18 protein-coding genes and 1 pseudogene are annotated in these 22,763 nt (G+C 64.9%); 5 read left to right on the top strand and 14 right to left on the bottom strand.

Annotated features, from left to right (window positions below; all coding sequences use genetic code 11):
* The first annotated feature begins 3 nt into the window (after nt 1-3).
* Nucleotides 4-279, top strand: coding sequence for a GNAT family N-acetyltransferase (locus ACVIGA_RS34365; RefSeq protein WP_456669505.1), 276 nt, complete (start codon nt 4-6; stop codon nt 277-279).
* Between the two features lie 105 nt (nt 280-384).
* Here the strand turns inward: ACVIGA_RS34365 and yghU are convergent, their stop codons facing one another.
* A complete protein-coding gene (gene yghU, locus ACVIGA_RS34360; RefSeq protein ID WP_456669504.1) occupies nt 385-1,263 on the bottom strand; it encodes a glutathione-dependent disulfide-bond oxidoreductase in 879 nt (292 codons plus the stop codon).
* A 282-nt stretch (nt 1,264-1,545) separates the two neighbouring features.
* Here yghU and ACVIGA_RS34355 point away from each other — a divergent pair, with 282 nt between their 5' ends.
* Together ACVIGA_RS34355 and ACVIGA_RS34350 are read left to right on the top strand one after the other, a co-directional pair.
* Nucleotides 1,546-2,679, top strand: coding sequence for a nitronate monooxygenase (locus ACVIGA_RS34355; protein ID WP_456669503.1), 1,134 nt, complete (start codon nt 1,546-1,548; stop codon nt 2,677-2,679).
* A 139-nt stretch (nt 2,680-2,818) separates the two neighbouring features.
* Nucleotides 2,819-4,330: an acetyl-CoA acetyltransferase gene (locus tag ACVIGA_RS34350; RefSeq protein ID WP_456669502.1), complete on the top strand. Its 1,512-nt coding sequence runs from the start codon at nt 2,819-2,821 to the stop codon at nt 4,328-4,330.
* A 112-nt stretch (nt 4,331-4,442) separates the two neighbouring features.
* On the opposite strand, the gene ACVIGA_RS34345 is transcribed toward ACVIGA_RS34350, so the two are convergent.
* The 7 genes and pseudogenes from ACVIGA_RS34345 to ltnD form a co-directional block, all read right to left on the bottom strand.
* On the bottom strand, nt 4,443-5,645 hold the full coding sequence (locus ACVIGA_RS34345) for an efflux RND transporter periplasmic adaptor subunit (RefSeq protein WP_223970756.1): 1,203 nt from the start codon (nt 5,643-5,645) through the stop codon (nt 4,443-4,445).
* A complete protein-coding gene (locus ACVIGA_RS34340; protein ID WP_456669501.1) occupies nt 5,632-8,811 on the bottom strand; it encodes an efflux RND transporter permease subunit in 3,180 nt (1,059 codons plus the stop codon). Before ACVIGA_RS34340 ends, ACVIGA_RS34345 begins: the two co-directional genes overlap by 14 nt.
* A gap of 385 nt (nt 8,812-9,196) precedes the next feature.
* Complete coding sequence (locus ACVIGA_RS34335) at nt 9,197-10,903, bottom strand: methyl-accepting chemotaxis protein (RefSeq protein WP_456669500.1); 1,707 nt, start codon at nt 10,901-10,903, stop codon at nt 9,197-9,199.
* A 196-nt stretch (nt 10,904-11,099) separates the two neighbouring features.
* Nucleotides 11,100-12,791, bottom strand: coding sequence for a methyl-accepting chemotaxis protein (locus tag ACVIGA_RS34330; protein ID WP_456669499.1), 1,692 nt, complete (start codon nt 12,789-12,791; stop codon nt 11,100-11,102).
* Nucleotides 12,792-12,969: 178 nt separating this feature from the next.
* Complete coding sequence (gene otnK, locus ACVIGA_RS34325; RefSeq protein ID WP_456669498.1) at nt 12,970-14,259, bottom strand: 3-oxo-tetronate kinase; 1,290 nt, start codon at nt 14,257-14,259, stop codon at nt 12,970-12,972.
* Entirely contained in the window at nt 14,256-15,038 is a 783-nt protein-coding gene (gene otnI / locus ACVIGA_RS34320; protein ID WP_456669497.1) for a 2-oxo-tetronate isomerase, read from the bottom strand. Before otnI ends, otnK begins: the two co-directional genes overlap by 4 nt.
* 12 nt (nt 15,039-15,050) lie before the next feature.
* Nucleotides 15,051-15,961: pseudogene (gene ltnD / locus ACVIGA_RS34315) on the bottom strand (L-threonate dehydrogenase).
* Between the two features lie 154 nt (nt 15,962-16,115).
* Between ltnD and otnC the strand changes: the two are divergent.
* Together otnC and ACVIGA_RS34305 are read left to right on the top strand one after the other, a co-directional pair.
* Nucleotides 16,116-16,814, top strand: coding sequence for a 3-oxo-tetronate 4-phosphate decarboxylase (gene otnC, locus ACVIGA_RS34310; RefSeq protein WP_456669496.1), 699 nt, complete (start codon nt 16,116-16,118; stop codon nt 16,812-16,814).
* Between the two features lie 23 nt (nt 16,815-16,837).
* Entirely contained in the window at nt 16,838-17,032 is a 195-nt protein-coding gene (locus ACVIGA_RS34305) for a hypothetical protein (RefSeq protein WP_456669495.1), read from the top strand.
* Nucleotides 17,033-17,091: 59 nt separating this feature from the next.
* On the opposite strand, the gene ACVIGA_RS34300 is transcribed toward ACVIGA_RS34305, so the two are convergent.
* The 6 genes from ACVIGA_RS34300 to ACVIGA_RS34275 all read right to left on the bottom strand — a co-directional run bounded on the left by ACVIGA_RS34300 (nt 17,092) and on the right by ACVIGA_RS34275 (nt 22,705).
* The gene (locus ACVIGA_RS34300; protein WP_456669494.1) at nt 17,092-17,796 is read right to left on the bottom strand and encodes an ABC transporter ATP-binding protein; all 705 of its coding nucleotides are present in this window, start codon (nt 17,794-17,796) and stop codon (nt 17,092-17,094) included.
* Complete coding sequence (locus tag ACVIGA_RS34295; RefSeq protein WP_456669493.1) at nt 17,780-18,511, bottom strand: ABC transporter ATP-binding protein; 732 nt, start codon at nt 18,509-18,511, stop codon at nt 17,780-17,782. Before ACVIGA_RS34295 ends, ACVIGA_RS34300 begins: the two co-directional genes overlap by 17 nt.
* Nucleotides 18,508-19,494, bottom strand: a complete 987-nt coding sequence (locus ACVIGA_RS34290) for a branched-chain amino acid ABC transporter permease (RefSeq protein ID WP_456669492.1) — start codon at nt 19,492-19,494, stop codon at nt 18,508-18,510. Before ACVIGA_RS34290 ends, ACVIGA_RS34295 begins: the two co-directional genes overlap by 4 nt.
* Nucleotides 19,494-20,372, bottom strand: a complete 879-nt coding sequence (locus tag ACVIGA_RS34285) for a branched-chain amino acid ABC transporter permease (protein ID WP_223970742.1) — start codon at nt 20,370-20,372, stop codon at nt 19,494-19,496. Before ACVIGA_RS34285 ends, ACVIGA_RS34290 begins: the two co-directional genes overlap by 1 nt.
* A 180-nt stretch (nt 20,373-20,552) precedes the next feature.
* Nucleotides 20,553-21,800 (bottom strand): ABC transporter substrate-binding protein, encoded by a 1,248-nt coding sequence (locus ACVIGA_RS34280; protein ID WP_456669491.1) that lies wholly within the window; start codon nt 21,798-21,800, stop codon nt 20,553-20,555.
* An 86-nt stretch (nt 21,801-21,886) separates the two neighbouring features.
* Nucleotides 21,887-22,705, bottom strand: a complete 819-nt coding sequence (locus ACVIGA_RS34275) for a putative hydro-lyase (protein ID WP_223970740.1) — start codon at nt 22,703-22,705, stop codon at nt 21,887-21,889.
* Nucleotides 22,706-22,763: the final 58 nt, after the last annotated feature.

Genomic DNA, 22,763 nt, shown 5'->3' with positions numbered 1-22,763 from the left:
ACAATGAGTGAAGCATTCCGCGACAACCCGGCACAGAGCCGGTTCGAACTCGCCGTCGATGGCGCCACCGCCTTTGTGGTCTACCGCAAGACGCCGGATGCGATCACGCTTGTGCACACCGAGGTGCCGGCGGAGCTCGGCGGCCGCGGCATCGGCTCGAAGCTCGCCCGCGCGACGCTCGACGCCGTACGCGCGCAGCACATCAAGCTCGTCGTGAAATGCGAATTCATCCAGGGCTTCATGAAGAAGCATCCGGAGTATGACGATTTGTTGGGGTGATGCGTAGATTGTAGGGCGGGTTAGCCGAAGGCGTAACCCGCCAATTTGTCCGCACACGACGGCGGATTACGCTTCGCTAATCCACCCTACGCAGCTATTGCGCAATCAAGACGCCGCCGGCTCGCCGATCTTGTCCTGCGTCCTGGTCTCGAAATCGCCGGCGTCATGCCGCTCGTGGAGCTGGCTCGACGGCTCGCCCCAGGTGCGGTTGACCATGCGGCCACGCTTCACCGCGGGCCGTGCTGCGATCGCATCGGTCCAGCGCTGCACGTTCTTGTAATCCTGCACCGAGAGGAATTCGCCGCCGCCATAGAGCAGGCCCTTGGCCAGACCGCCATACCACGGCCACACCGCCATGTCGGCGATGGTGTAGACGTCGCCCGCGAGATATTCGTTGTCGGCGAGCCTGCGGTCGAGCACGTCGAGCTGGCGCTTCACCTCCATCGCAAAGCGGTCGATGGCGTATTCGATCTTGGTCGGCGCATAGGCATAGAAATGCCCGAAGCCACCGCCGAGATACGGCGCCGAGCCCATCTGCCAGAACAGCCAGGAGAAGGTTTCGGCGCGGGTCTTCACATCAGTGGGCAGGAACGCGCCGAATTTTTCCGCGAGACAGACAAGGATCGAACCCGACTCGAACACCCGGATCGGCTCCGGTCCGCTGCGGTCCATCAGTGCCGGAATCTTCGAGTTCGGATTGACCGCAACAAAACCGCTGCCGAACTGGTTGCCGTCGATCTTGATCAGCCAGGCGTCGTATTCCGCGCCCTTGTGGCCCGCCGCCAGCAGTTCTTCCAGCATCACGGTGACCTTGACGCCGTTCGGCGTCGCCAGCGAATAGAGCTGCAGCGGATGACGGCCGACCGGCAATTCCTTGTCATGGGTCGGGCCCGCGATCGGCCGGTTGATGCTGGCGAAGCGCCCGCCGCTCTCCTTGTTCCAGGTCCAGACTTTCGGCGGCTCGTAGGCAGAGGTGTCAGTCACGTCGTTGGCTCCCGGTTAATGTTTTTCCAAAGGTTGGGCCGGCGACCGTCGTGCCCATCCGTATGCTCGCACTAGATGGTGGGTGTGCTCGGCTTTGCCCAGCCCGTGCTCTCGCATTTTCTACCTTGCGGAATGCGTCGCGAGGGATGCAGCCAGAGCAGCGCCTCCGCGCAAGATCGCCGTAGTGGAAACCGGCTTGGCTTGACCATCCATGATGCGCTAGCGTCGCGGAAGCCTGATGCCAACAAGCACAAAAAACGGCTGCCGGGAGAAAACCAGTCCATGAAATCACCGATCTGCGACATGCTGGGAATCGAATTCCCCCTGCTCGCTTTCAGCCATTGCCGCGACGTTGTGGCGGCGGTCAGCCGCGCCGGCGGCTTCGGCGTATTCGGCGCGACCCGGTATCTGCCGGAGACGCTGGAGCAGGAATTGAAATGGATCGACGATCACGTCGACGGCAAGCCCTACGGCATCGACGTGCTGATCCCCGAAAATATCTCGACCGCGGGTGAGAAGAACGTCACCTGGAAGAGCCTCGAGAAACGCGTTTCGCAGGAGCATCGCGATTTCACCCGCAATCTCCTCAAGAAATACAACATCGAGCTCACGGCGCAGAGTGTCGCCGACAACCAGCCGCAGCCGTTCGACGCCGAGACCGCGCTGCAATTGCTCGAGGTCTCGTTCCGCCATCCGATCCGGCTGATCGCCAACGCACTCGGCGTGCCGCCGAGAGCGATGATCGAGATGGGCCGCAAGCACGGTGTGCCGGTGGCGGCGCTGGTCGGCTCCAAGGAACATGCGCTGCGTCAAGTCGCAGCCGGCGTCGACATCCTCGTCGCGCAGGGCACTGAGGCCGGCGGTCATTGCGGCGAAGTCTCGACCATGGTGCTGGTCCCCGAGGTGATCAAGGCGGTCAGGAAGATCCGCGACGTGCCGGTGCTCGCCGCCGGCGGCATCATGACCGGCAGCCAGATGGCGGCCTGCATGGCGATGGGCGCCGCCGGCGCCTGGACCGGCTCGATTTGGCTTGCAACGGTGGAGTCGGAGACCTCGGAGATATTCCGCGAGAAGATGATCGCGGCGTCCTCGCGCGACGCCATCCGCTCGAAGGGCCGCACCGGCAAGCCGGCGCGGCAGCTCCGCTCGGTGTGGACCGACGCCTGGGACCGCTCGCCGGATAGCCCAGGAGCGCTGCCGATGCCGCTGCAAAGCATCATCAGCCGCGACGCCTTCAACGCCATCGACCGCGCCGCTGCCGCCGGCAACGAGAAGGCGCGCGATCTCGTCAGCTACTTCGTCGGCCAGGGTGTCGGCCTAGTCGACAGCGTGAAGTCGGCGGGCGCCGTGGTGCAGGAGTTCAAGGAAGAATTCGTCGAGGCCGTCGAGCACATGAACGCGCTGGTGGCGAAGTGACACGGCCACCGCCGTCATTGCGAGCGAAGCGAAGCAATCCATCTCGCCCCGGGTGGAGAATGGATTGCTTCGTCGCCTCGCTCCTCGCAATGACGACCAATTAGCCACCGAATCAATATCCCAGAGTGAAGCAACAAGAATGTCGAACAGCATCCCCGAAGACCGCATTCCCGTCATCGTCGGTGTCGGCGAGGTCGTCGATCGTCCCAAGGACATCGCCGCCGGCCTCGAGCCGCTCACTTTGCTGGAAGAGGCGCTGAAGCGCGCCGAGGCCGACAGCGGCGCAAAACTGCTCTCCGACGTGCAGTCGCTCGATGTCGTCAACTTCCTGAGCTGGCGCTATCGCGATCCCGAAAAGCAGCTGGCGCAGCGGCTCGGCATCGCGCCCGCGCATCTCTATTATGGTCCGGTCGGCGGCGAGAGCCCGATCCGCTATCTGCACGAAGCGGCGCAACGCATCGCGCGTGGCGAATGCAGCGTTGCCGCGGTCTGCGGTGCGGAGGCGCAGTCGACCGCGACCAAGGCGCAGCGCGCCGGCGTCGAACTGCCGTGGACGCCGTTCGCGCATGACGTGGAGGAGCCGAAGCGCGGCGCCGCGTTCCAGAAGCCGCTGGCCGTTGCGCTCGGCGTGTTCCGGCCGATCACGGTCTATCCGCTCTATGAGTCCGCAACCTCGGCGCATTGGGGCCAGACGCCGCGCGAGGCGCTGAAGGAGTCCGGTGACCTGTGGTCGACCTATGCGCGGATTGCCGCCGACAATCCGAACTCGTGGCTGAAGAAGCGCTTCACCGGCGACGAGATCACGACCGCGACGCCGGACAACCGGATGATCGCCTGGCCCTACACCAAGCTGATGGTGGCGAACCCGACGGTGAACATGGGTGGCGCGCTGATCCTGACCAGCCTTGCGAAAGCGCGCGCCGCCGGCGTGCCCGAGGACAAACTGATCTATCCGCTCGGCGGCGCCTCGGCGGAAGAGCCGCGCGACTATCTGATCCGCGACCAGTTCGTCGAGAGCCACGCGCAGAATGCGGTGCTGAAGGCGGTGATGGACCTCGTCGGCGGCGACGGCAGGAAGTTCGACGCGATCGAGCTCTATAGCTGCTTCCCCTGCGTGCCGAAGATGGCGCGCCGGACGCTCGGCCTCGGCGCCGACGTGCAGCCGACCGTGACCGGCGGTCTGACGTTCTTCGGCGCGCCGCTCAACACCTACATGACGCATTCGGCCTGCGCGATGGTGCGCAAGCTGCGCAACGGCGGCACGCTCGGCTTGCTCTACGGCCAAGGCGGCTTCGTCACCAAGCATCATGGCCTCGTGCTGTCGCGCGCGGCGCCGACGGCGGCACTCAAGCAGGAGACCAGCGTGCAGGCGGAGGCGGACCGCCACCGCCGCAACGTGCCCGATTTCACCGCCGAGGCTGCGGGAAAAGGCAAGGTCGAAGCCTTCACCGTGATCTATCGCGCCAATGGCGAGGTCGAGCACGGCGTCACAATGCTGCGCACCGAAGACGGCCGCCGCACCCTCGGCCGCATTCCGGCGAGCGACACGGCAACGCTGACCTATCTGCGGGACCTCGACCGCACGCCGGTCGGCAGCACGGGCGACATCGTCACGGCGAGCGATGGTGTGCGGGAATGGCGGGTGGGATAAGGCTTTTTCCGCATATCATGGCCGGGCTCGTCCCGGCCATCCGCGTCTTTGCCTAGCCAAGAAAAGGAAAACGTGGATGCCCGGGACAAGCCCGGGCCTGACGAAGGGGAAGCTACCCCTTCACATCCTGCTTTTCCGATGCCGTCGTCGGCTTACCCTTGGCGCCGGCGCCGGTGACGCGGACATGATCGCCGTCGGCGAGTCCATCAGGCGGGGCGGTGATGATGCGGTCGTCAGGCGCGAGGCCCGAGGCGATCTCGATCTCCTTGCCGAGATCGCGACCGATCTTCACGGTCTTGAACAGCACCTTGTCATCGGGGCTGACGGTCGCGACGCGCAGGCCGCTGCTGTTGAAGATCAGGGCGCTGGCGGGAATGCTGAGCGGCGCGGCCTCGCGCTGCAAATTGAGCTTCACGCTGGCATAGCTGCCCGGCATCAGCTCGCCGGAGGAATTGTCGAGCCCGAGCTGCATCCGCGTGGTGCCGGAGGCGACATCGACAGCCTGCGAGGAGGCTTCCACCGTCGCCTGGAAGGTGCGGTTCGGGTAATCCGGCAATACCAAGGAGGCCTTGGCGCCGATCTTGATCGCCGGAACGTAGTTCTGCGGCACGTTGACGTAGACGCGCAGCTTGGTGATGTCCGAGATCGTGAACATCGCCGGACCCGAGTTACCGCCGGCATTGATCAGCGCGCCGACGTCGGTGTCGCGCGAGGTGACCACGCCATCGAACGGCGCCGTGATCTTCTTGTAGCCGGCGAGCGCTTCCAGCCGCTCGACATTGGCCTGGCCAGACCTGACCGCACCGTTCTTGTTGGAGAGGTCGGCGGTGCGCTCGTCGATCTCCTGAGCGGAGACGAAGTTCGAGGCGACCAGCGTCTTGCGCCGGGTCAGCGTGGCCTCTGAAAGCTTGGCCGAGGCCTGGGCGCTGGCGAGATCGGCGCGCGCCTGCAGCAATTGCTGGTCGAGGTCGGGCGCTTCGATCTCCGCGATCACCTGGCCGGCCTTGACGCGGGCCCCGATGTCGGCGTCCCAGTTTTTCAAATAGCCGGACACCCGGGCGAAGATCGGTGCGCGGGAATAGGCCTCGAGCCGGCCCGGCAGGTCTATCGTCGGGCTCAGCGCCTTGGCGTTGGGTAGCGCCACCGCGACGGTCGGAACGGCCTGGTCATCGGTCCATTGCTTCAGCCTGGTGTCCTGCTCCTCGCGGGCGCGGATCCCGGTGCCGACGATCAGCCCTGCGCCGACCAATGCAACCACGCCGAATATGCCCAATCTCCGGCGGGACACCGGTGGGCGCTGTTCAGTGGGCTGCATGCGGAATCTCCGATGAGGCGGCGGCTCTGGCGCCCTGCTTCTTGTGTACCATACTGAATACCACGGGAACAAACATCAGCGTCGCGAAGGTGGCGAAGATCAGGCCGCCGATCACGGCGCGGCCCAGAGGGGCGTTCTGCTCGCCGCCCTCGCCGAGCCCCAGCGCCATCGGCGCCATGCCGATGATCATGGCGAGCGCGGTCATCAGCACCGGGCGGAACCGGACGAAACCGGCTTCGAGGGCCGCCGCGACGGGATCGCCGAGTTCCTCATAGCGCTCACGGGCGAAGCTGATCACGAGCACGCTGTTGGCGGTCGCGACGCCCATGCACATGATAGCGCCGGTGAGCGCCGGAACCGACAGCGTGGTCTGGGTCGTGAACAGCATCCAGACGATGCCGGCAAGTGCTGCGGGCAGCGCCGTGATGATCACGAACGGATCCGACCAGGACTGGAAGTTCACCACGATCAGGAAGTAGATCAGGACGACCGCGCCGAGCAGGCCGAACAAGAGGCCGGTGAAGGCCGAGTTCATGGTCTGCACCTGACCGAGCAGCACCACGGAGGAGCCCTTCGGCACCTCCTTGGCGGTGTCGGCGATCAGCTTGCGCACGTCGGTCGCGACGCCGCCGAGATCGCGGCCCTGCGTCGTGGCGTAGATCTGCACCAGCGACTGGATGTCGTATTGCGACACCACCGCGCTCGAGGTCGCGCGTTTGATGTCAGCGATGCCGCCGAGGATCGGCGCCTGGGTGTTGCCGGTCGCGGTGATCGGCAGCGTCTGCAGCGCGCTCAGCGAGTCGATCTGGTATTGCGGCGTCTGCATCACGATCGAATAGGACACGCCGTTATCGGGATTGAGATAGTAGGTCGGCGCGACCTGCGAGGAGCCGGCGAGGTTGACGACCAGCGAGTTGGTGACGTCGCGCTCGGTCAGGCCGACATATTGCGCGCGGGTGCGGTCGACGTCGATGTTGAAGGTCGGGTTGTTCGGCGACTGCTGGATCCGCGCGTCGGCAATGCCGGGAATCCGCTTGATCTTCGCCAGCAGCTTGTTGGCGTAGGCGAAGTTGGCGTCGACGTTGGCGCCGCGGATCTGCAGATCGATCGGTGCCGGCGCGCCGAAGTTCAGGATCTGGCTGACAATGTCGGCCGGCAGGAACGCGAAGCTGGTGCCCGGGAACAACCGCGGCAACTGCTCACGCAGCGTGCGTACATGCTCTTCGGTCGGCTTGTGGCCTTCCTTGAGCCGGATCTGGATGTCGGCATCCTGCGGCCCGATCACGCCGGTGTTGTTGTAGGTCATGTTGATGCTGGAGATCGGCATGCCGATGTTGTCGGTCATGGTCTCGATCTCGCCGGGGATCAGCCTGCGGACGGCCTTCTGGACATCCGCCATCTGGTTGGCGGTTTCCTCGACGCGGGTGCCGACCTGGGTGCGGACATGCATCAGGATGTTGCCGGCGTCGACCGCAGGGAAGAAGTTGCGGCCGAGGAACGGCACCAGCAGGAACGACACCGCCACGACCGCGAGGAAGCCGGCGACGAACACCTTGCGATGACCGAGCGCCATATCGAGCAGGCCGCGATAACCGCCGCGAACGCGCTCGAAGCCCGCCTCGAAGCCGCGCTGGAACCAGACCAGGGGATTGCGCGACTTCGGCGGCGCGCCCTCGTGATGCACATGCGGCTGCAAAAGGTATTTCGCCATGGTCGGCACCAGGGTGCGCGACAGAATGAACGACCAGATCATCGCGAACATGACAGCTTCGGCCATCGGCACGAACAGGAAGCGCGCGACGCCGCTCAGGAAGAACATCGGCACGAACACGATGCAGATACAGAGCAGCGAGACAAAGGCCGGCGTCACGATCTGGTTGGCGCCATCGAGGATCGACTGCTCGACCGGCTTGCCCTGCTCGAGGTGGTAGTTGATGTTCTCGATCGTCACCGTGGCGTCGTCGACGAGGATGCCGACCGCGAGCGCAAGACCGCCGAGCGTCATGATGTTCAGCGTCTCGCCGATCGCCGAGAGCATGATGATCGCACCCAGCACCGACAACGGGATCGACACCGCGATGATGACGGTGGAGCGCCAACTGCCGAGGAACAGCAGGATCATGACGCTGGTCAGCAGCGCCGCGATCACGCCTTCGATGGCAACGCCCGTGATCGCGCCGCGGACGAACACCGACTGGTCGCCGATGAAGCCGATCTTGAGCGCGTCCGGCAGCTGGTCCTTGACCTCGATCACCTTCTGCTTGATGCCGGCGATGATATCGAGCGTCGAGATCGCGCCGGCCTTCAGCACCATCATCAGCACCGAGCGGTTGCCGTCGACATGGACGATGTTGGTTTGCGGCGGGTTGCCGTCGCGAACGGTGGCGACGTCGCGCACATAGACCATCGCGCCGTTGACCTGCTTGATCGGCAGGTCGCCGAGCTCTTCCATCTTGAGCGGCGAGTTGTTCAGATTGATGGTGTATTCGAAACTGCCGATCTTCTGGGTGCCGACCGGCGTGATCAGGTTCTGCGCGGCGAGCGCGTTGGCGACGTCCTGCCCCGACAGACCACGGGCCTGCAGCGCCGTCGAATTGAGGTCGATCTGGACCTGGCGCTGCTTGCCGCCGAACGGGTACGGGATCGCGACGCCGGGCACGGTGACCAGCGGCGTGCGCAGCTGGTTGATGCCGATATCGGCGAGGTTCTGCTCGGTCAGGCCATCGCCCGACAGCGCGACCTGAATGATCGGAACCGTCGAGGCGCTGTAGTTCAGGATCAGCGGCGGCGTCGACCCCGGCGGCAATTGCTTGAGCAGGGTCTGCGAGATCGCGGTGACCTGCGCATTGGCGGTGCGGATGTCGACGTTGGGCTGGAAGAAGATCTTGACGATGCCAAACCCGTTATAGGAGTTGGCGACGATATGCTCGATGTCGTTGACCGTTGTGGTCAGCGAGCGCTCGAACGGCGTGGTGATACGCCCTGACATCTGGTCCGGCGGCAGGCCGGTGTACTGCCAGGCCACGCCGATCACGGGGATGCGAATTTCAGGAAAGATGTCGGTCGGCGTGCGCATCGCCGCCAACGGTCCGATAATCAACAGCAGGATCGCGAGCACGACGAAAGTATATGGCCGGCTCAGCGCGATACGGACCAGTGCGATCATAAAAGCAGCATTCCCGAAATGAAGCCCGCCCCGGGCAGAGGAATCGACATTGCAAAAGCCGTTCCGCAGCGGCCGATTTACCCGATGACGGGCAAAACGCCAACCTGCGGCGCCGCGGCGGCCTTCACTTCCTTGGCATAGTACAGTGAAGCGGTGCGCTCCGATCGGGTACGCCGGGCACAGTGCCGTCGATCGCGTTCGTCTCATCGTCAAAAAAGAGACGGCTCTGCTGCGAATATGCGCCGGCCGAGCACGCCGTTTCGGCTGTCAGGAGGCTAACGCATCGCTGCTCTGCGAAAATGTAGAGCGTGGTGAGCCGGCCGCCTCACCACACCGGGATCGGTTGCCCCGACAACGATGTCTGTTTGGCCGAACCGGCGTCGGCTCAGGCGGCGCGGACGGCGTTGAGGAACTTGCCGACCTCAAGCTTGAGGCGGCTGCTGTCACTCGAGAGCGACTGCGCCGCCGACAGCACCTGGGTCGACGCCGAGCCGGTCTCGTTGGCGCCGTGCTGCACGTCGGTAATGTTGGCCGAGACCTGCTGGGTGCCCTCCGCCGCCTGCTGCACGTTTCGGGATATTTCCTGGGTCGCCGCGCCCTGCTCCTCGATCGCAGCGGCAATTGCGGACGAAATCTCCGACAGCCGCTCGATGGTCGAACCGATGGCGCGGATCGCGGCCACGGAATCCTCGGTCGCAGCCTGGATGCCGGAAACCTGCTGGCCGATCTCCCCGGTCGCCTTCGCGGTCTGCTCCGCGAGTGCCTTCACCTCCGATGCCACGACCGCGAAGCCACGTCCGGCCTCGCCGGCGCGCGCCGCCTCGATGGTGGCATTCAGCGCCAGCAGATTGGTCTGGCCGGCAATGGTGTTGATCAGCTCGACCACGTCACCGATCCGGGCGGCAGCCTTCGACAGCTCCCCGACCCGGTCATTGGTCGCACGGGCCTGGTTGACGGCATCGCCGGCCATCCGCGCCGATTCCTGTACTTGGCGGCTGATCTCGTTGACCGAGGATGACAGCTCCTCGGTTGCGGACGCCACCGACTGGACGTTGGTGGTGGCTTCCTCCGACGCAGCGGCAACGGTGGTGGCAAGGTTTTGCGAACGCTCGGCGGTCGAGGTCAGCGTGGTCGCCGACGCTTCGAGCTCGGTCGAGGCGGATGCGACGGTCTCGACGATTTCACCGACCGCGCGCTCAAAGCCATCGGCCAGCTGGAGCATCTCGGTGCGGCGCTGTGCGGCGGCGCGCGCCTCGATTTCCCTCTGCTCGCGCTCCATCCGGATCTTGGCAAGGCCATTGTCCTTGAACACAAGCGCCGTCTTGGCGACGTCGCCGACCTCATCGCGGCGATCGGTGCCGTGCACCGGGATGTCATAGCGGCCATCGGCCAGCTGCTGCAGCATCGCGACGACGGCACGGATCGGCTTCGCGACACCATATTGACCGACGACGAAGCCGAACAGCAACCCGAACAGGACGCCCGAAGCAGCAAGCAGAATCAACAGTTCCGAGGTCGATACGTATTCCTGCTCACTGGCCTTGACGTTGTCCCTGACCCGCTCATCCTGGCGGTCAGCGACGGCCCGAACCCTGGCCTGCAGCTCTTCGGCGGCCGCGCGGCTCTTCATCGCGACATCGCGCAGTTTCTCGGCGGACTGGGTCAGGTCCACCGCCTTCGCGCTCTCGACCGCGTCAAGCGTCTGCTTCAGCTGGGCCCGATAGGCCGACAGCGCCGATCGCACGCCGGGCAGCAGCGCGATGGTTTGCGGATCCTGGGTCTTGCTGATCGTGGCGATGCGCTCCTCGAGCGACTTGAACTGCTCGTCAATCAGCGATCTCGCGGCAAGCCGGTTCTCGTCGCGCGGATCGAGCGCGCTGCGGAATTCGGCGCGGTTGATCGCGAGCACGTTCTGGTTGGCCTGCGCCGACAGCAATGCGCGTTCCGCCGCGCGCGCGGTGACGACGCCGCGTTCGCTGAGCGATTTCAACGAGGAAATCCCGAGATAGGCGAGCATCCCGGCGATGATCGAGAGACCGCCCACAATCGCCAGTATCTTCGTGAGAATGCGGAATCTCGCCAGGAACATCATCCGGTGCCTCGTTTGGAATGGATTTCGCGATTCTTGCGGGTGGTCGCGTCGCGCTGTGGCAGGTTACCGCGCGCGGACCTACGGTTCGTTAATCATGTCTTCCGTTGAATTACTGAGCGTGAAAGCGGCATCCACGCAAAGAAAAATGCCCGGCCTGCGGACCGGGCATTTTCGATGGTCAGAGATTCGGCCGGCGTCAGGCCGCGCGGACGGCGTCGAGGAACTTGCCGACCTCGAGCTTGAGGCGGTTGCTATCACCCGAGAGCGACTGTGCCGCCGACAGCACCTGGGTCGAAGCCGACCCGGTTTCGTTGGCGCCATGCTGGACGTCGGTGATGTTGGCCGAGACCTGCTGGGTGCCCTGCGCCGCCTGCTGCACGTTGCGGGAAATCTCCTGCGTCGCCGCGCCCTGCTCTTCGACCGCGGCAGCAATGGTGGAGGAGATCTCCGACAGCCGCTCGATGGTCGACGAGATCTCCTTGATGGCGCCGACCGACTCCTGGGTCGCGGTCTGGATGCCGGCGATCTGCTGGCCGATCTCGCCGGTCGCTTTCGCGGTCTGCTCGGCCAGCGCCTTCACCTCGGACGCCACGACCGCGAAGCCGCGGCCGGCTTCACCGGCGCGCGCCGCCTCGATGGTCGCGTTCAGCGCCAGCAGGTTGGTCTGGCCGGCAATCGTGTTGATCAGTTCGACGACATCGCCGATGCGCGCAGCAGCCTTCGACAGCTCGCTGACGCGATCGTTGGTGGTCCGCGCCTGGCCGACGGCATCGCCGGCCATCCGCGCCGATTCCTGCACCTGGCGGCTGATCTCGGTCACCGACGACGACAGCTCTTCGGTCGCCGACGCCACCGACTGCACGTTGGTCGAGGCCTCCTCGGACGCAGCGGCAACCGAGGTGGTCAGTTCCTGCGAACGCCTTGCGGTCGACGACAGCGTGCTGGCCGAGGCTTCGAGCTGGGTCGAGGCCGACGACACGGTCTGCACGATCTCACCGATCATCTGCTCGAAATTGCGGGTGATGGTATCGACCCGGCGGCCGCGCTCGATCTTGGCTTCGGCGTCGGCGGCGGCGGCCTCATCGGCGGCCTTCTTGGCGACCAGGGCTTCCTTGAACACCTGCAACGTGTCGGCCATGGCGCCGATCTCGGTCTTCTCGCCTTGGTGCGGCACTTGCGCGGTGAGGTCGCCGCGGCCCAGCGCCTGCATCGGCGCGACGATCGAGGCGATGCCTGACGAGATGTCACGAACCGTGTAGAAGCTGACGCCGACACTGATCAGGATGGCAATGCCGAGCAAGATGGCGACCATCATCAGTGCCGAGCTGTAATTGTTGGCAGAATCCTGCGCGGCCTTGTCCGCACCGGTGTTGTTGAGCTCGATGTCCTTGTTCAGGATCTCGTCCGCTTCGAGACCGATCTTGTTCACCACCTTGGTATTGAGCTCATGCGCCTCATGCGGAAGCTTGCCGGCCTCCTTGCGCGAGATCGCCATCACCTCTTCAGTGCCCTTGCGGTACTTGTCCCAGGTGTCGGACCACTGTCGGTAGAGCGCCCGCTCTTCGGGTGAAGTGATCATCGGCTCGTACTTGGCGCGGGCCTTTGTGTTCATCTCGACGACGCTGGCGAGGGTCTTTTCGGCGGCCAGCTTCTCTTCCAGCGTTTCCGAAAGCATGTGTTCGCGGATCACGTTGCGGTAGGTGATGACCCCGGCACGCAGCTCGCCGAGCACGCGCACGCTCGGCAGCCAGCTGGTCGTGATGTCGACGGTGCTGGCGTTGATCGCCCGCATGTTCCAGACTGCAAGCAGGCCCATGCCCGTCAACGCGACAAGCAGGAACGCAACCGCGGCAATGATCTTGGCGCGGATCGAGAATTTGGCGAACATCGTGGGGTCTCTTGGGTGCCGGGCTCGCGAGGCCCGTTCGTGCGGAAAGAAGACTGATGGCGCGGCGGTGCGCCGCACATATCAAAGCCAGCCCCCCTCCTTAAGTAGGGTTAATTTGGTTCCCCGTTGAACTACGGAGTTACCCGTCACCGCCGTGACATGATGTGCGAGAAGCGCGTCAAGGCATCAATGCCAGCGCGTCCGAGAAGAACTCCGGCCCGCCGAAATTGCCTGATTTCAGGGCGAGCACCATCTCGCCTTTTCCAGCGCCGACCGCGCGCAGAACCGGCACGCCCGCAGCGATTTCCGCCCCGACCAGGAATCCCGGGATACAAAGGCGATCGACCACGGCGCCCGACGTTTCACCACCGGCGACCACCAGTCTGTGCACACCCGACCGCACCAGACCCTCGGCGATGTCGGCCATCGCCTGCTCGATCGCATGTCCGGCCGCATCACGGCCATGACGGGATTGCAGAGCTGCCACCTCCTCAGGAGTCGAACTGCTGGCGATCAGGACTGGACCCATGCCGAGCCGCTCTTTGGCCCAGGCGAGCGCGCGCTGCGCCTCGTCCGTGCCGGCAATCACCCGCTCGGGGTCGAGGTGCAGGACCGGCATCACCTTCTCGGCGCTGGCGATCTGACGCAGCGTCGCCTGCGAACAACTGCCGGCGAGGCAGGCGGCCGGCCCGCCGATCGCGGCGCTAGTCACGGCATTCGCAGCTGCCGATTTGGCCTTTCCAGCGGCGACCAGCGCCCGCGCCAGGCCAAGCCCGATGCCGGAAGCGCCGACCGAGAGACCGTGATCCAGCGCCACCTGGCCGATGGTTTCGAGGTCGCGATCGAACACCGCGTCGACGACAGCAGCGCCGATGCCGCTGCGCGCGAGCTCGGCGAGCTTGGCCCGAACCGCCTCGGTGCCGCGGCTCAGCGTCGCCAGATCGACCAGGCCGACCTTGGTCTTGCTCTGGCGCGCCAGCACGCGGACCAGATTGGAATCATGCATCGGGTTGAGCGGATGGTCCTTCAGCGGGCTCTCGTTCAGCGGCACCGAGCCGACGAACAGATTGCCCTGGTACACGGTACGGCCGGTTTCCGGGAAGGCCGGCGTCACCAGCACGATGGCGTCTTTCGAATCGGCGCGCAGCGCGTCCATCACCGGACCGATATTGCCGGCATCGGTGGAATCGAAGGTCGAGCAGATCTTGAACAGGATATGCCCGGCGCCGCGGTCGCGCAGCCAGGCCTCCGCGGCGCGCGAACGCGTCACCGCAAGGCCGGCCTCGATCGAGCGGCTCTTCAGCGACACCACGACGGCGTCGACCTCCGGCAGCGCGAGATCGTCGGCGGGCACACCGATGGTCTGCACCGTGCGCAGGCCGGCGCGGGTCAGCGTGTTGGCGAGGTCGGAGGCGCCGGTATAGTCGTCGGCGATGCAACCGAGAGACAGGTTTCCGGCGCGCGTCACGGCTTCACTCCGGCATAGGGCTTGAACCAGGCGAGACCGTCGGTGGTCTTGCCGCGCGGATTGTATTCGCAGCCGACGAAGCCGCCGTAGCCGAGCCGGTCGAGCTCACCGAACAGGAACGGATAGTTCAGCTCCTCGCCGTCGGGCTCGTTGCGCGAGGGGATCGAGGCGATCTGGATGTGGCCGATCACAGGCATCATCTCGCGCAGCCGCATCGTGACATCGCCATGGATGATCTGGCAGTGGTAGATGTCGAATTGCAGCTTCAGGTTCGCGATATCAAGCTCGTTGATCAGGTCGCGCGCGAAGATGAAGTCGTTGAGGAAATAGCCGGGCACGTTGCGCGGATTGATCGGCTCGATCACGACGTCGAGGCCATGCGGCGCGAAGAACTCGGCGGCATACGCGACCGATTTGCGAAACGCCGCAACCGCTTTGGCATCGCTGCGGTCGGCGATCCCGGCCATCAGATGCACACGCTTGACGCCGGTCGCCTGCGCATAAGGCAGCGCGGTCTTCAGGCTCGCTTGCAAGTCGGCGTAGCGATCCGGCAGCGCCGCAAATCCCTTCTCGCCGGCGTTCCAGTCGCCTGGCGGCAGGTTGAACAGCGCTTGCGTCAACCCCGCAGCCTTCAGCCGCTTGCCGACCTCGTCGGCCGGATGGTCGTACGGAAACAAGAACTCGACCGCGGTGAAGCCCGCTTTCGCCGCCGCCTCGAAGCGGTCGAGGAACGGGACTTCGTTGAACATCATGGTGAGGTTGGCGGCAAAGCGGGGCATTGCAGAATCCTCTTATTTTGCGCCGGGAAGCTTGGTGCCGGTGACCTGCGCATACATCCGCGCCACCGACGCATCGTCGTCGCGGCCCATGCCGGCCGCCGATGTCATCAGAAACATCTGCAGCGCCGCGGCCGAGACCGGCACCGGAAAGCGCGCATTGCGCGCCATGTCCTGGATGATGCCGAGGTCCTTGACGAAGATCTCCACCGCGCTGCGCGGCGCATAGTCGCCATCGAGCACATGCGGCATGCGGTTCTCGAACATCCAGGAATTGCCGGCGGAGGCCGTGATCACCTCATAGACCTTCCGGATGTCGAGGCCCTGCCGGGCGGCGAAGGCGATCGCCTCCGAGGCGGCCGCGATATGCACGCCAGCCAGCAGCTGGTTGATCATCTTGAACGCGGCGCCCTGCCCTGCGGCATCGCCGAGCTCGTAGAGCTTTGCCGCCATCGCATCCAGCGCCGGCCGCGCCTTTGCGAACGCCGCCGCGCTGCCGGAGGCGAGGATCGTCAATTCACCCTGCGCCGCGCGCTGCGCGCCGCCGGAGATCGGCGCATCAAGATAATGCCGGCCGGTCGCCTCCAGCTGCTTGGCCAGCCGCCGCGCGATATCGGGGTCCATGGTCGCCGAGGAAATGAAGACCGCGTCCTTCGCCAGGGTCTCGGCGGCGCCGTCCTTGCCGAACAGGATGGCCTCGGTCTGCGCCGCATTGACGACGACGCTGACGACGATGTCGGCATCCCTGGCCGCCTCGGCCGGTGTTTTAGCGCCCTTACCGCCGTCGCCCACGAAGCGCGCGACGGCATCGGCCGACACGTCGCAGCCGGTCACGACAAATCCGGCGCGCCTGAGCGAGGTCCCATGCCGTATCCCATCGAGCCCAGCCCGATGACGGCGACGTGCGGTGTTGCGGAACTGGACATGCGGCGATCCTCGAACATTTTTAGTTGTTTGAGCATTTTCGGAACACCGGCTTGGTTTTCGCTAGCGCGGCCCGCCTTTCGCTGGCGCGGCCTGCCGGGTCCGGATCATGCTCGTTGCTGCTTGCCTAACACGGCTTGGCCGTGCTGCCAAAGCATGAGACAAAGTGGAAAGCGGATTGCGGCGAGGCGAAACCAGGTGAGCGAAACAAAGCTTCGTGAGGACATCTGCCGCTTCGGCCGCTCGCTGTTCGAGCGCGGGCTGACGCCGGGCTCCTCGGGTAATATCAGCGTCCGGCTCGACGACGGCGGCTGGCTGGTGACGCCGACCAACGCCTCGCTCGGTTTCCTCGATCCGGCGAAGTTGTCGCGGCTCGACGCCTATGGCCGTCTCATCTCCGGCGACGCCCCGACCAAGGAAGTGCCGCTGCACACCGCGCTCTACCAGACGCGCACCAGCGCCGGCGCGGTGGTGCATCTGCACTCGACCCATTCGGTCGCGCTTTCGATGCTGCCCGAGATCGACCCGCGCGCCGCGCTGCCGGCGATGACGGCTTATTATGTCATGAAATGCGGCCAGACCGCGCTGGTGCCCTATTATCGCCCCGGCGACCCCGCCGTTGCCGACGCGATCAGGGGGCTGGCCGGGAAATATTCATCGGTGCTGCTCGCCAATCACGGCCCCGTCGTTTCCGGCGACACGCTGGAAGGGGCGGTGTTCGCGACCGAGGAGCTGGAGGAAACCGCCAAGCTCTATCTGCTGCTGCGCGGCCTGAATCCGCGCTATCTCTCGCCCGAACAGGTGGCGGATTTGACGAAGGTGTTCGGGCTGACGCTGCCGGAACACGGGCATTAGCGATGAGCGCACCAAGACGGCCCGTGCTGGTCGAGGTCGAAGCCGCAGCCCGTGTTCTCCACGAGGCGGGGCGCCACCATGGCTGGTGGCTTCCCAATACGAGAACATACGACGAGCTTGCCGCGACCGATCCCATAGGAAAAAGCGAGTTCGATGGAATTGTGGAACAGATGCTGATCGCTGCCGCCACGGCGAGAGGTCAACCGAGCGCATCGTAGCGGGAAATACGGCCCCGGATGTCGCTTCGCTCATCCGGGCTACGGCAGTGAAATGAAGGCTAAAGCCCCAGATACGCCTTGCGCACGTCGGGATTGCCGGTGATCTCGGCCGCGGTGCCCTGCATCAGCACGCGGCCGGTTTGCAGGATGTAGGCACGGTCGGCGATCTCCAGGCATTCGGCCATGCGCTGCTCGACGATCAGGACCGTCATGCCGGCGTCGCGGATGCGCTTCACGGCCTGGAAGATCTCGTCGACCAGCTTCGGCATGATGCCTTGCGACGGCTCGTCGAGCATCAGAAGTCGCGGCCGCGTCATCAGCGCGCGGCCGATCGCGAGCATCTGCTGCTCGCCGCCGGACAAGGTTTCCGCGCGCTGCTCCAGCCGCTCGCCGAGCCGCGGGAAAAGCTGGAACACCAGATCGAGCGGCGCATCGCGGTCGGATTGGCTGCGATAGAGGTAGCTGCCGAGCCGCAGATTGTCGCGCACCGAGAGTCGCGGAAACAGCCGGCGGTTCTCCGGCACGAAGGCGATGCCGCCTGCCGTGATGACGTGCTGCGGCTGGCCGTCGATCCGCTTGCCGTCGAAGGTGACGCTGCCGGCGCGTGGACGCTCGGCGCCGGCGATCGATTTCAGCAGCGTCGACTTGCCCGCGCCATTGGCGCCGGCGACGCAGACGATCTCGCCCTTGGTGACGTCGATCGACACCGAGGAGATCGCAACCAGGCCCTGATAGGCGGTGGTGACTTCACGCACCGATAGCATGACGATCCCCGAGATAGGCAGAAATGACTTCCGGATTGCGGACGACTTCCGTTGGCTTGCCCTCGACCAGCACCTTGCCGAGATTGAGCACGATGGCACGGTCGACCAGCGGCATCACGATTTCCATCACATGCTCGACCATCAGCACGGTGACGCCGGTGGCGCGGACCTTGCGCACCAGCTCGACGCCGGTCTGCGCCTCGACCGGCGTCAACCCGGTCAGCACTTCATCGAGCAGCAGCAGCTTCGGTTCGGTGGCGAGCGCACGGGCGACTTCGAGCCGGCGCTTCTCCGACGGGACGAGGTCGGCGGCAAGCTTGCCGGCGCGCGCCGCAAGGCCGCAGAACTCGAGGACCTCATAGGCCTTCTGTCGCGCGACCCGCATCTTGGTGTTGCGGATCAGCGCACCGACGATGACGTTGTCGACCACGGTCATGGTCTCGAAGCTCTTGACCACCTGGAAGGTGCGCCCGACGCCACGCTGGCAGCGCTCGGCGGCCGGCAGGCGGGTGACATCCTCGCCGTCGAAGATGATCGAGCCTTGAGTGGGCGGCAGCACGCCCGCGATCAAATTGAACAGCGTCGATTTGCCGGCGCCGTTCGGGCCGATCAGGCCGACGATCTCGCCACGTCCGACCGAGATCGAGACGTCGCTGTTGGCGACGAGGCCGCCGAAGCGCTGCCAGACGCCGCGAGTCTCCAGGAGTGCCGTCATCGCGCGGCCTCCTTGCGCCCGGAGAGCATGCCGAACACGCTGACGAGCCCCTTCGGCAGTGCCAGCGAGATCGCGACGATCAGCGCGCCATAGACGATCAGGTCGACGCCGCGGCCGGAGCCGCCGACAAAGGACCGCGTCAGCTCGGTGAGCGGGATCAGGATCACGGCGCCGAGCACCGGCCCCCACAGCGTGCCGATACCCCCGAGCACCGCGGGCAGCGCCATCAGCAGCGAGAACTGGAAGCCCATCACGCTTTCGGGGTCGATATAGGAGACGAACTGGGCATAGAAGCTGCCGCCGACCGCGACCAGGAAGGCGGAGACCGCCGCCGCGCCCATCTTGGAATTGAACACGACGACGCCGAGGCTTTCGGCCGCATCGGGATTATCCTTCACCGCGCGCCACCAATAGCCCCATTTGGAATCTTCCAGCCACCAGGTGACGAGCCAGGCGATGCAGGCCAGCGCCAGCGCGAAATAGAAGTACGGTAGCTTGGAGCGGGTGAACTGGAATTTCAGCCAGCTGTCGCCGCGCACCGGGATATCGATGCCGAGGGCCGCGCCCGCCCAATCCCAGTTCTGGATCAGGAGCAGCACGATCTCGGCGATCACGATGGTCGCGATCACGAAATAATGCCCGCGCAGGCGGAAGCAGGGATAGCCGAGCGCCATCGCGATCACCGCGGAGATCGCCCCGCCCGCCAGCATGCCGAACCACGGCAGCACACCGAACTTGGTGAACAAGAGTGCGGTGGTGTAGGCGCCGAGCCCGAAATACAGCGCGTGCCCGAGCGAGATCTGTCCGCAATAGCCGGACAGGATGTTCCAGCTCTGCGACAGTGCGGCATACATCAGGGTCAGGACCATGATGTTCTGGACGTAGACGTCCTTGACGAACAGCGGCACCAGCGCTGCGATCACTGCAAGGCAGGCCGCCACGATCAGGTCACGCCTGCGGCGTTGGGCGAAGTGGGTGTCCATCACATCGATCCGAACAGGCCACGCGGGCGGATGAAGACGACCAGGAGATACACGGCGTAGATGCCGACCGATTTCAGCGACGGCGGCAGGATCAGCGCGGTGGTCGCCTCGACCAGGCCGACGATGATGCCGCCGGCAAAGGCGCCGAACACGCTGCCGAAGCCGCCGAGCGCCACGGTGACGTAGGCAATCAGCGCAAACGACGCGCCGACGTCGGGATAGATGTAGAAGAAGATCGCCATGATGGCGCCGGCAAGTCCGACCAGCGCGGCACCAAGGCCCCAGCCGAGCGCGAACACCCGGTTCTTGTCGATGCCGACCAGCGCCACCGCGCCGGCGTCCTCGCGTGTCGCCTCGAGCGCGCGGCCGAAATCGGTGCGATTGATGAAGAAGTAGAGCGCGACAAAGGCCGCGATCGACAGCATCGCGCCGATCAGCTGCGGCTCCGGCAGATAGATGCCGCCAATCGAGATCGTCTTGCCGCCGACCCAGGAGTTGGTGACGCTGCGGTAGTCCGGCGTGAAGAAGAACTGGGCGAGGCCCCGCATCACGATTGCAAGGCCGAAGGTGGAGAAGATCTGCACCATGCCGGCATTGGCCTTGGCGCGCATCGCGAAGCGGACCACCAGCAGGTAGACCACCGCGCCGAACACGAACAATGCCGCGGCGACCAAAGGCGCCGCAAGCAAGGGATCTATCGCGAAGAACGCGAACAGGAAGAAGGTCACGTACATCGCGATCATCAGGAACTCGCCGTGCGCGAAGTTCACGACGTCCATCAATCCGAAGATCAATGCGAGGCCTGCGGCGATCAGTCCGTAGAGCAGCCCCATCAAGAGGCCGCTCGCCAAACTCTGGATAATGGTCTCGGCTGTCACAGTGAGCGCTCCGTGCCTTCGGGGTGACGGCGCATGCCGCGCGTCATTGCGAGCAAAGCGAAGCAATCCATCGTGCCGCAAGCAGATAGAATGGATTGCTTCGTCGCTGCGCTCCTCGCAATGACGAACGTCTTCAGTCCCGGAATAATCACCGCCGTCTGCCCCCTTAAGCCTGATCGATCAGCTGTTCATCGGCCAGATCGCCTCGGAGACGGCGGCCTGTTCCGGGAAGATCGTCACGAAGTTCTTCGCGGTGTATTGCAGCAGCACCGGATCGGCGAAATTGTTCTGCCCCATCTCGTCGAACTTGACGCGCCGCCACGGCATGATGGTGACGTCGCCCGGCATGTCGGTGGCGACCAGCGCGTCGCGGATCTTCTCGCCGTCGGTCGACTTGGCACGGTTGACGGCGTCGGCCATCACGATCAGGCCCATGAACTGGCGCGAGGTGTAATCGTTGAAGTCCTTGCCGGACTTGGCGCGGTACATCTCGTTGATGAGACCGACCATCGGCCGCTTCTGTGCCAGATCGAGCGAGAAGCTGCCGCGCGAGATCACGCCCTCGAGCTTGTCGCCGACCGCGTCATAGGTCGCCTTCTCCGAGAAGCCGGCGTCCTGCGCCATGATGTTCTTCGGCTTGTAGCCGAGCTCGGCCATGGTCTTGACCAAGAGGATCGAGTCGGTGGTGTAGCTCGACGGCATCAGCACGTCGGCGTTCGCCGCCTTGAGCTGCTGCACCTCGGCGGTCAGCGACGGCGAGTTGGCGCGGTACTTGATGTCGGCCACGATCTTGTAGCCCCGCTCGCCGGCGAGCTTGGTCTGGGCATTCGCCGAATCGGTGCCGAAGATGGTGTCCTCGTGGAACAGCGCCAGCGTCTCGATCTTCTGGCCCTTCTTCTTCATCGCATCGAAGAAGTCGAACATCGCGGCCGAGAACATCTCGTCATGCGGCGAGGCGCGGAAATAGTATTTCAGGCCGCGGCGATGCAGGCTCGGCGAGGAGTTGTCGGCCGAGATGAACGGCACGCCGTAGCGCTCGCAGGTCTGGCTGACGGTGACGGCAACCGCGCTCTGATAGGTGCCGACGACGGCGCAGACCTTCTCCTGGGTGATCAGGCGCTCGGTCTCGGCGCGGCCCTTCTGCGGGTCGGCCTGGTGGTCGGCGAACACCAGGCGGACCTTGGCGCCGCCGAGGCCGGACAGGCCCTCGCCCTTGGCGAGCGGCAGTGCGAAATCATAGTTCTTGTTGATGATGTCGGCCGCGGTGTTGAAGGCATGCTGCGCGTCGACGCCGATCGCTGCGCTTGAGCCGGACAGCGGATAGATCACGCCGATTGCCACTTCGCTTGTCTGCGCGCGCGCGGCCATCGGACCGAGCGCAGCGGCAGCAGTGGCACCCAGCAACACGTTACGGCGAGAGATCGTCATCGAAATTCCCCTTGGTCAGCTTGTTATTATCGATGTGACGCTTGTAGCGCGCAGTAAAGCCTCAATGAATTGCACGAATTGCCTATTCAGAGCACAGCCAGCTGCTTGTTCCTGAGATCGGTCACCAGCATCAGGCCCGGCGAATGCGTGATCGCGAACGGCAGCTTCGCACTTGCGATCACCGATTGCGGCGTCACGCCACAGGCCCAGAACACCGGGATCTCGTCATCGGCCACCGGCACCGGATCGCCATAGTCGGGCTTGGCAATGTCCTTGATGCCGATCGCATGCGGGTGACCGAGATGAACCGGTGCGCCGTGCACCGACGGGAAACGCGAGGTGATCTGCACCGCGCGGATCGCATCCGCCGGCTTGAACGGGCGCATCGACACCACCATAGGTCCCGCGAACGGCCCCGACGGCTGGCAGGCGATGTTGGTCCGGTACATTGGCACACGCAGGTTGCGTTCGATGTGACGGATCGGCAGCCCGTCCTCCAGCAGCGCCTCCTCGAACGAATAGGAGCAGCCGAGCACGAAAGTGACGAGATCGTCGCGCCAGTATTTGGTGATGTCGGTCGGCTCGTCGGCCACCTCTCCGTCGCGCCAGACCCGGTAGCGCGGCACGTCGGTGCGGATGTCGAGGTCGAGGCCGAGCGCGGGGATCCGGGGATCGCCCACATCGGACATGCCGATGATCGGGCACGGTTTGGGATTGAGCTGGCAGAAGCGGTGGAAGGCGCCGGCGAGCTTCTCCGGCAGGATCGCCAGATTGCCCTGGACGAAACCGTTGGCGAGGCCGGCCGTGGTGGCCGAGGCCATGCCGTTGCGGCTCGCGCGCCGCGCTTCGACGCTCGCCAGCACCGGCTCCCCCTGAGATCGCTGCACTGCCGCAAAAACAGTCATGGGATTCTCCTGCCCATAATCTCGACAAGGACAAACCAACACCAAGCGTGATATAATG

This window comes from Bradyrhizobium sp. USDA 3240 (genome assembly GCF_054063295.1).
The sequence above is the reverse complement of the archived record's forward strand: the minus strand, read 5'-3'. Positions and strand labels throughout refer to the sequence as shown.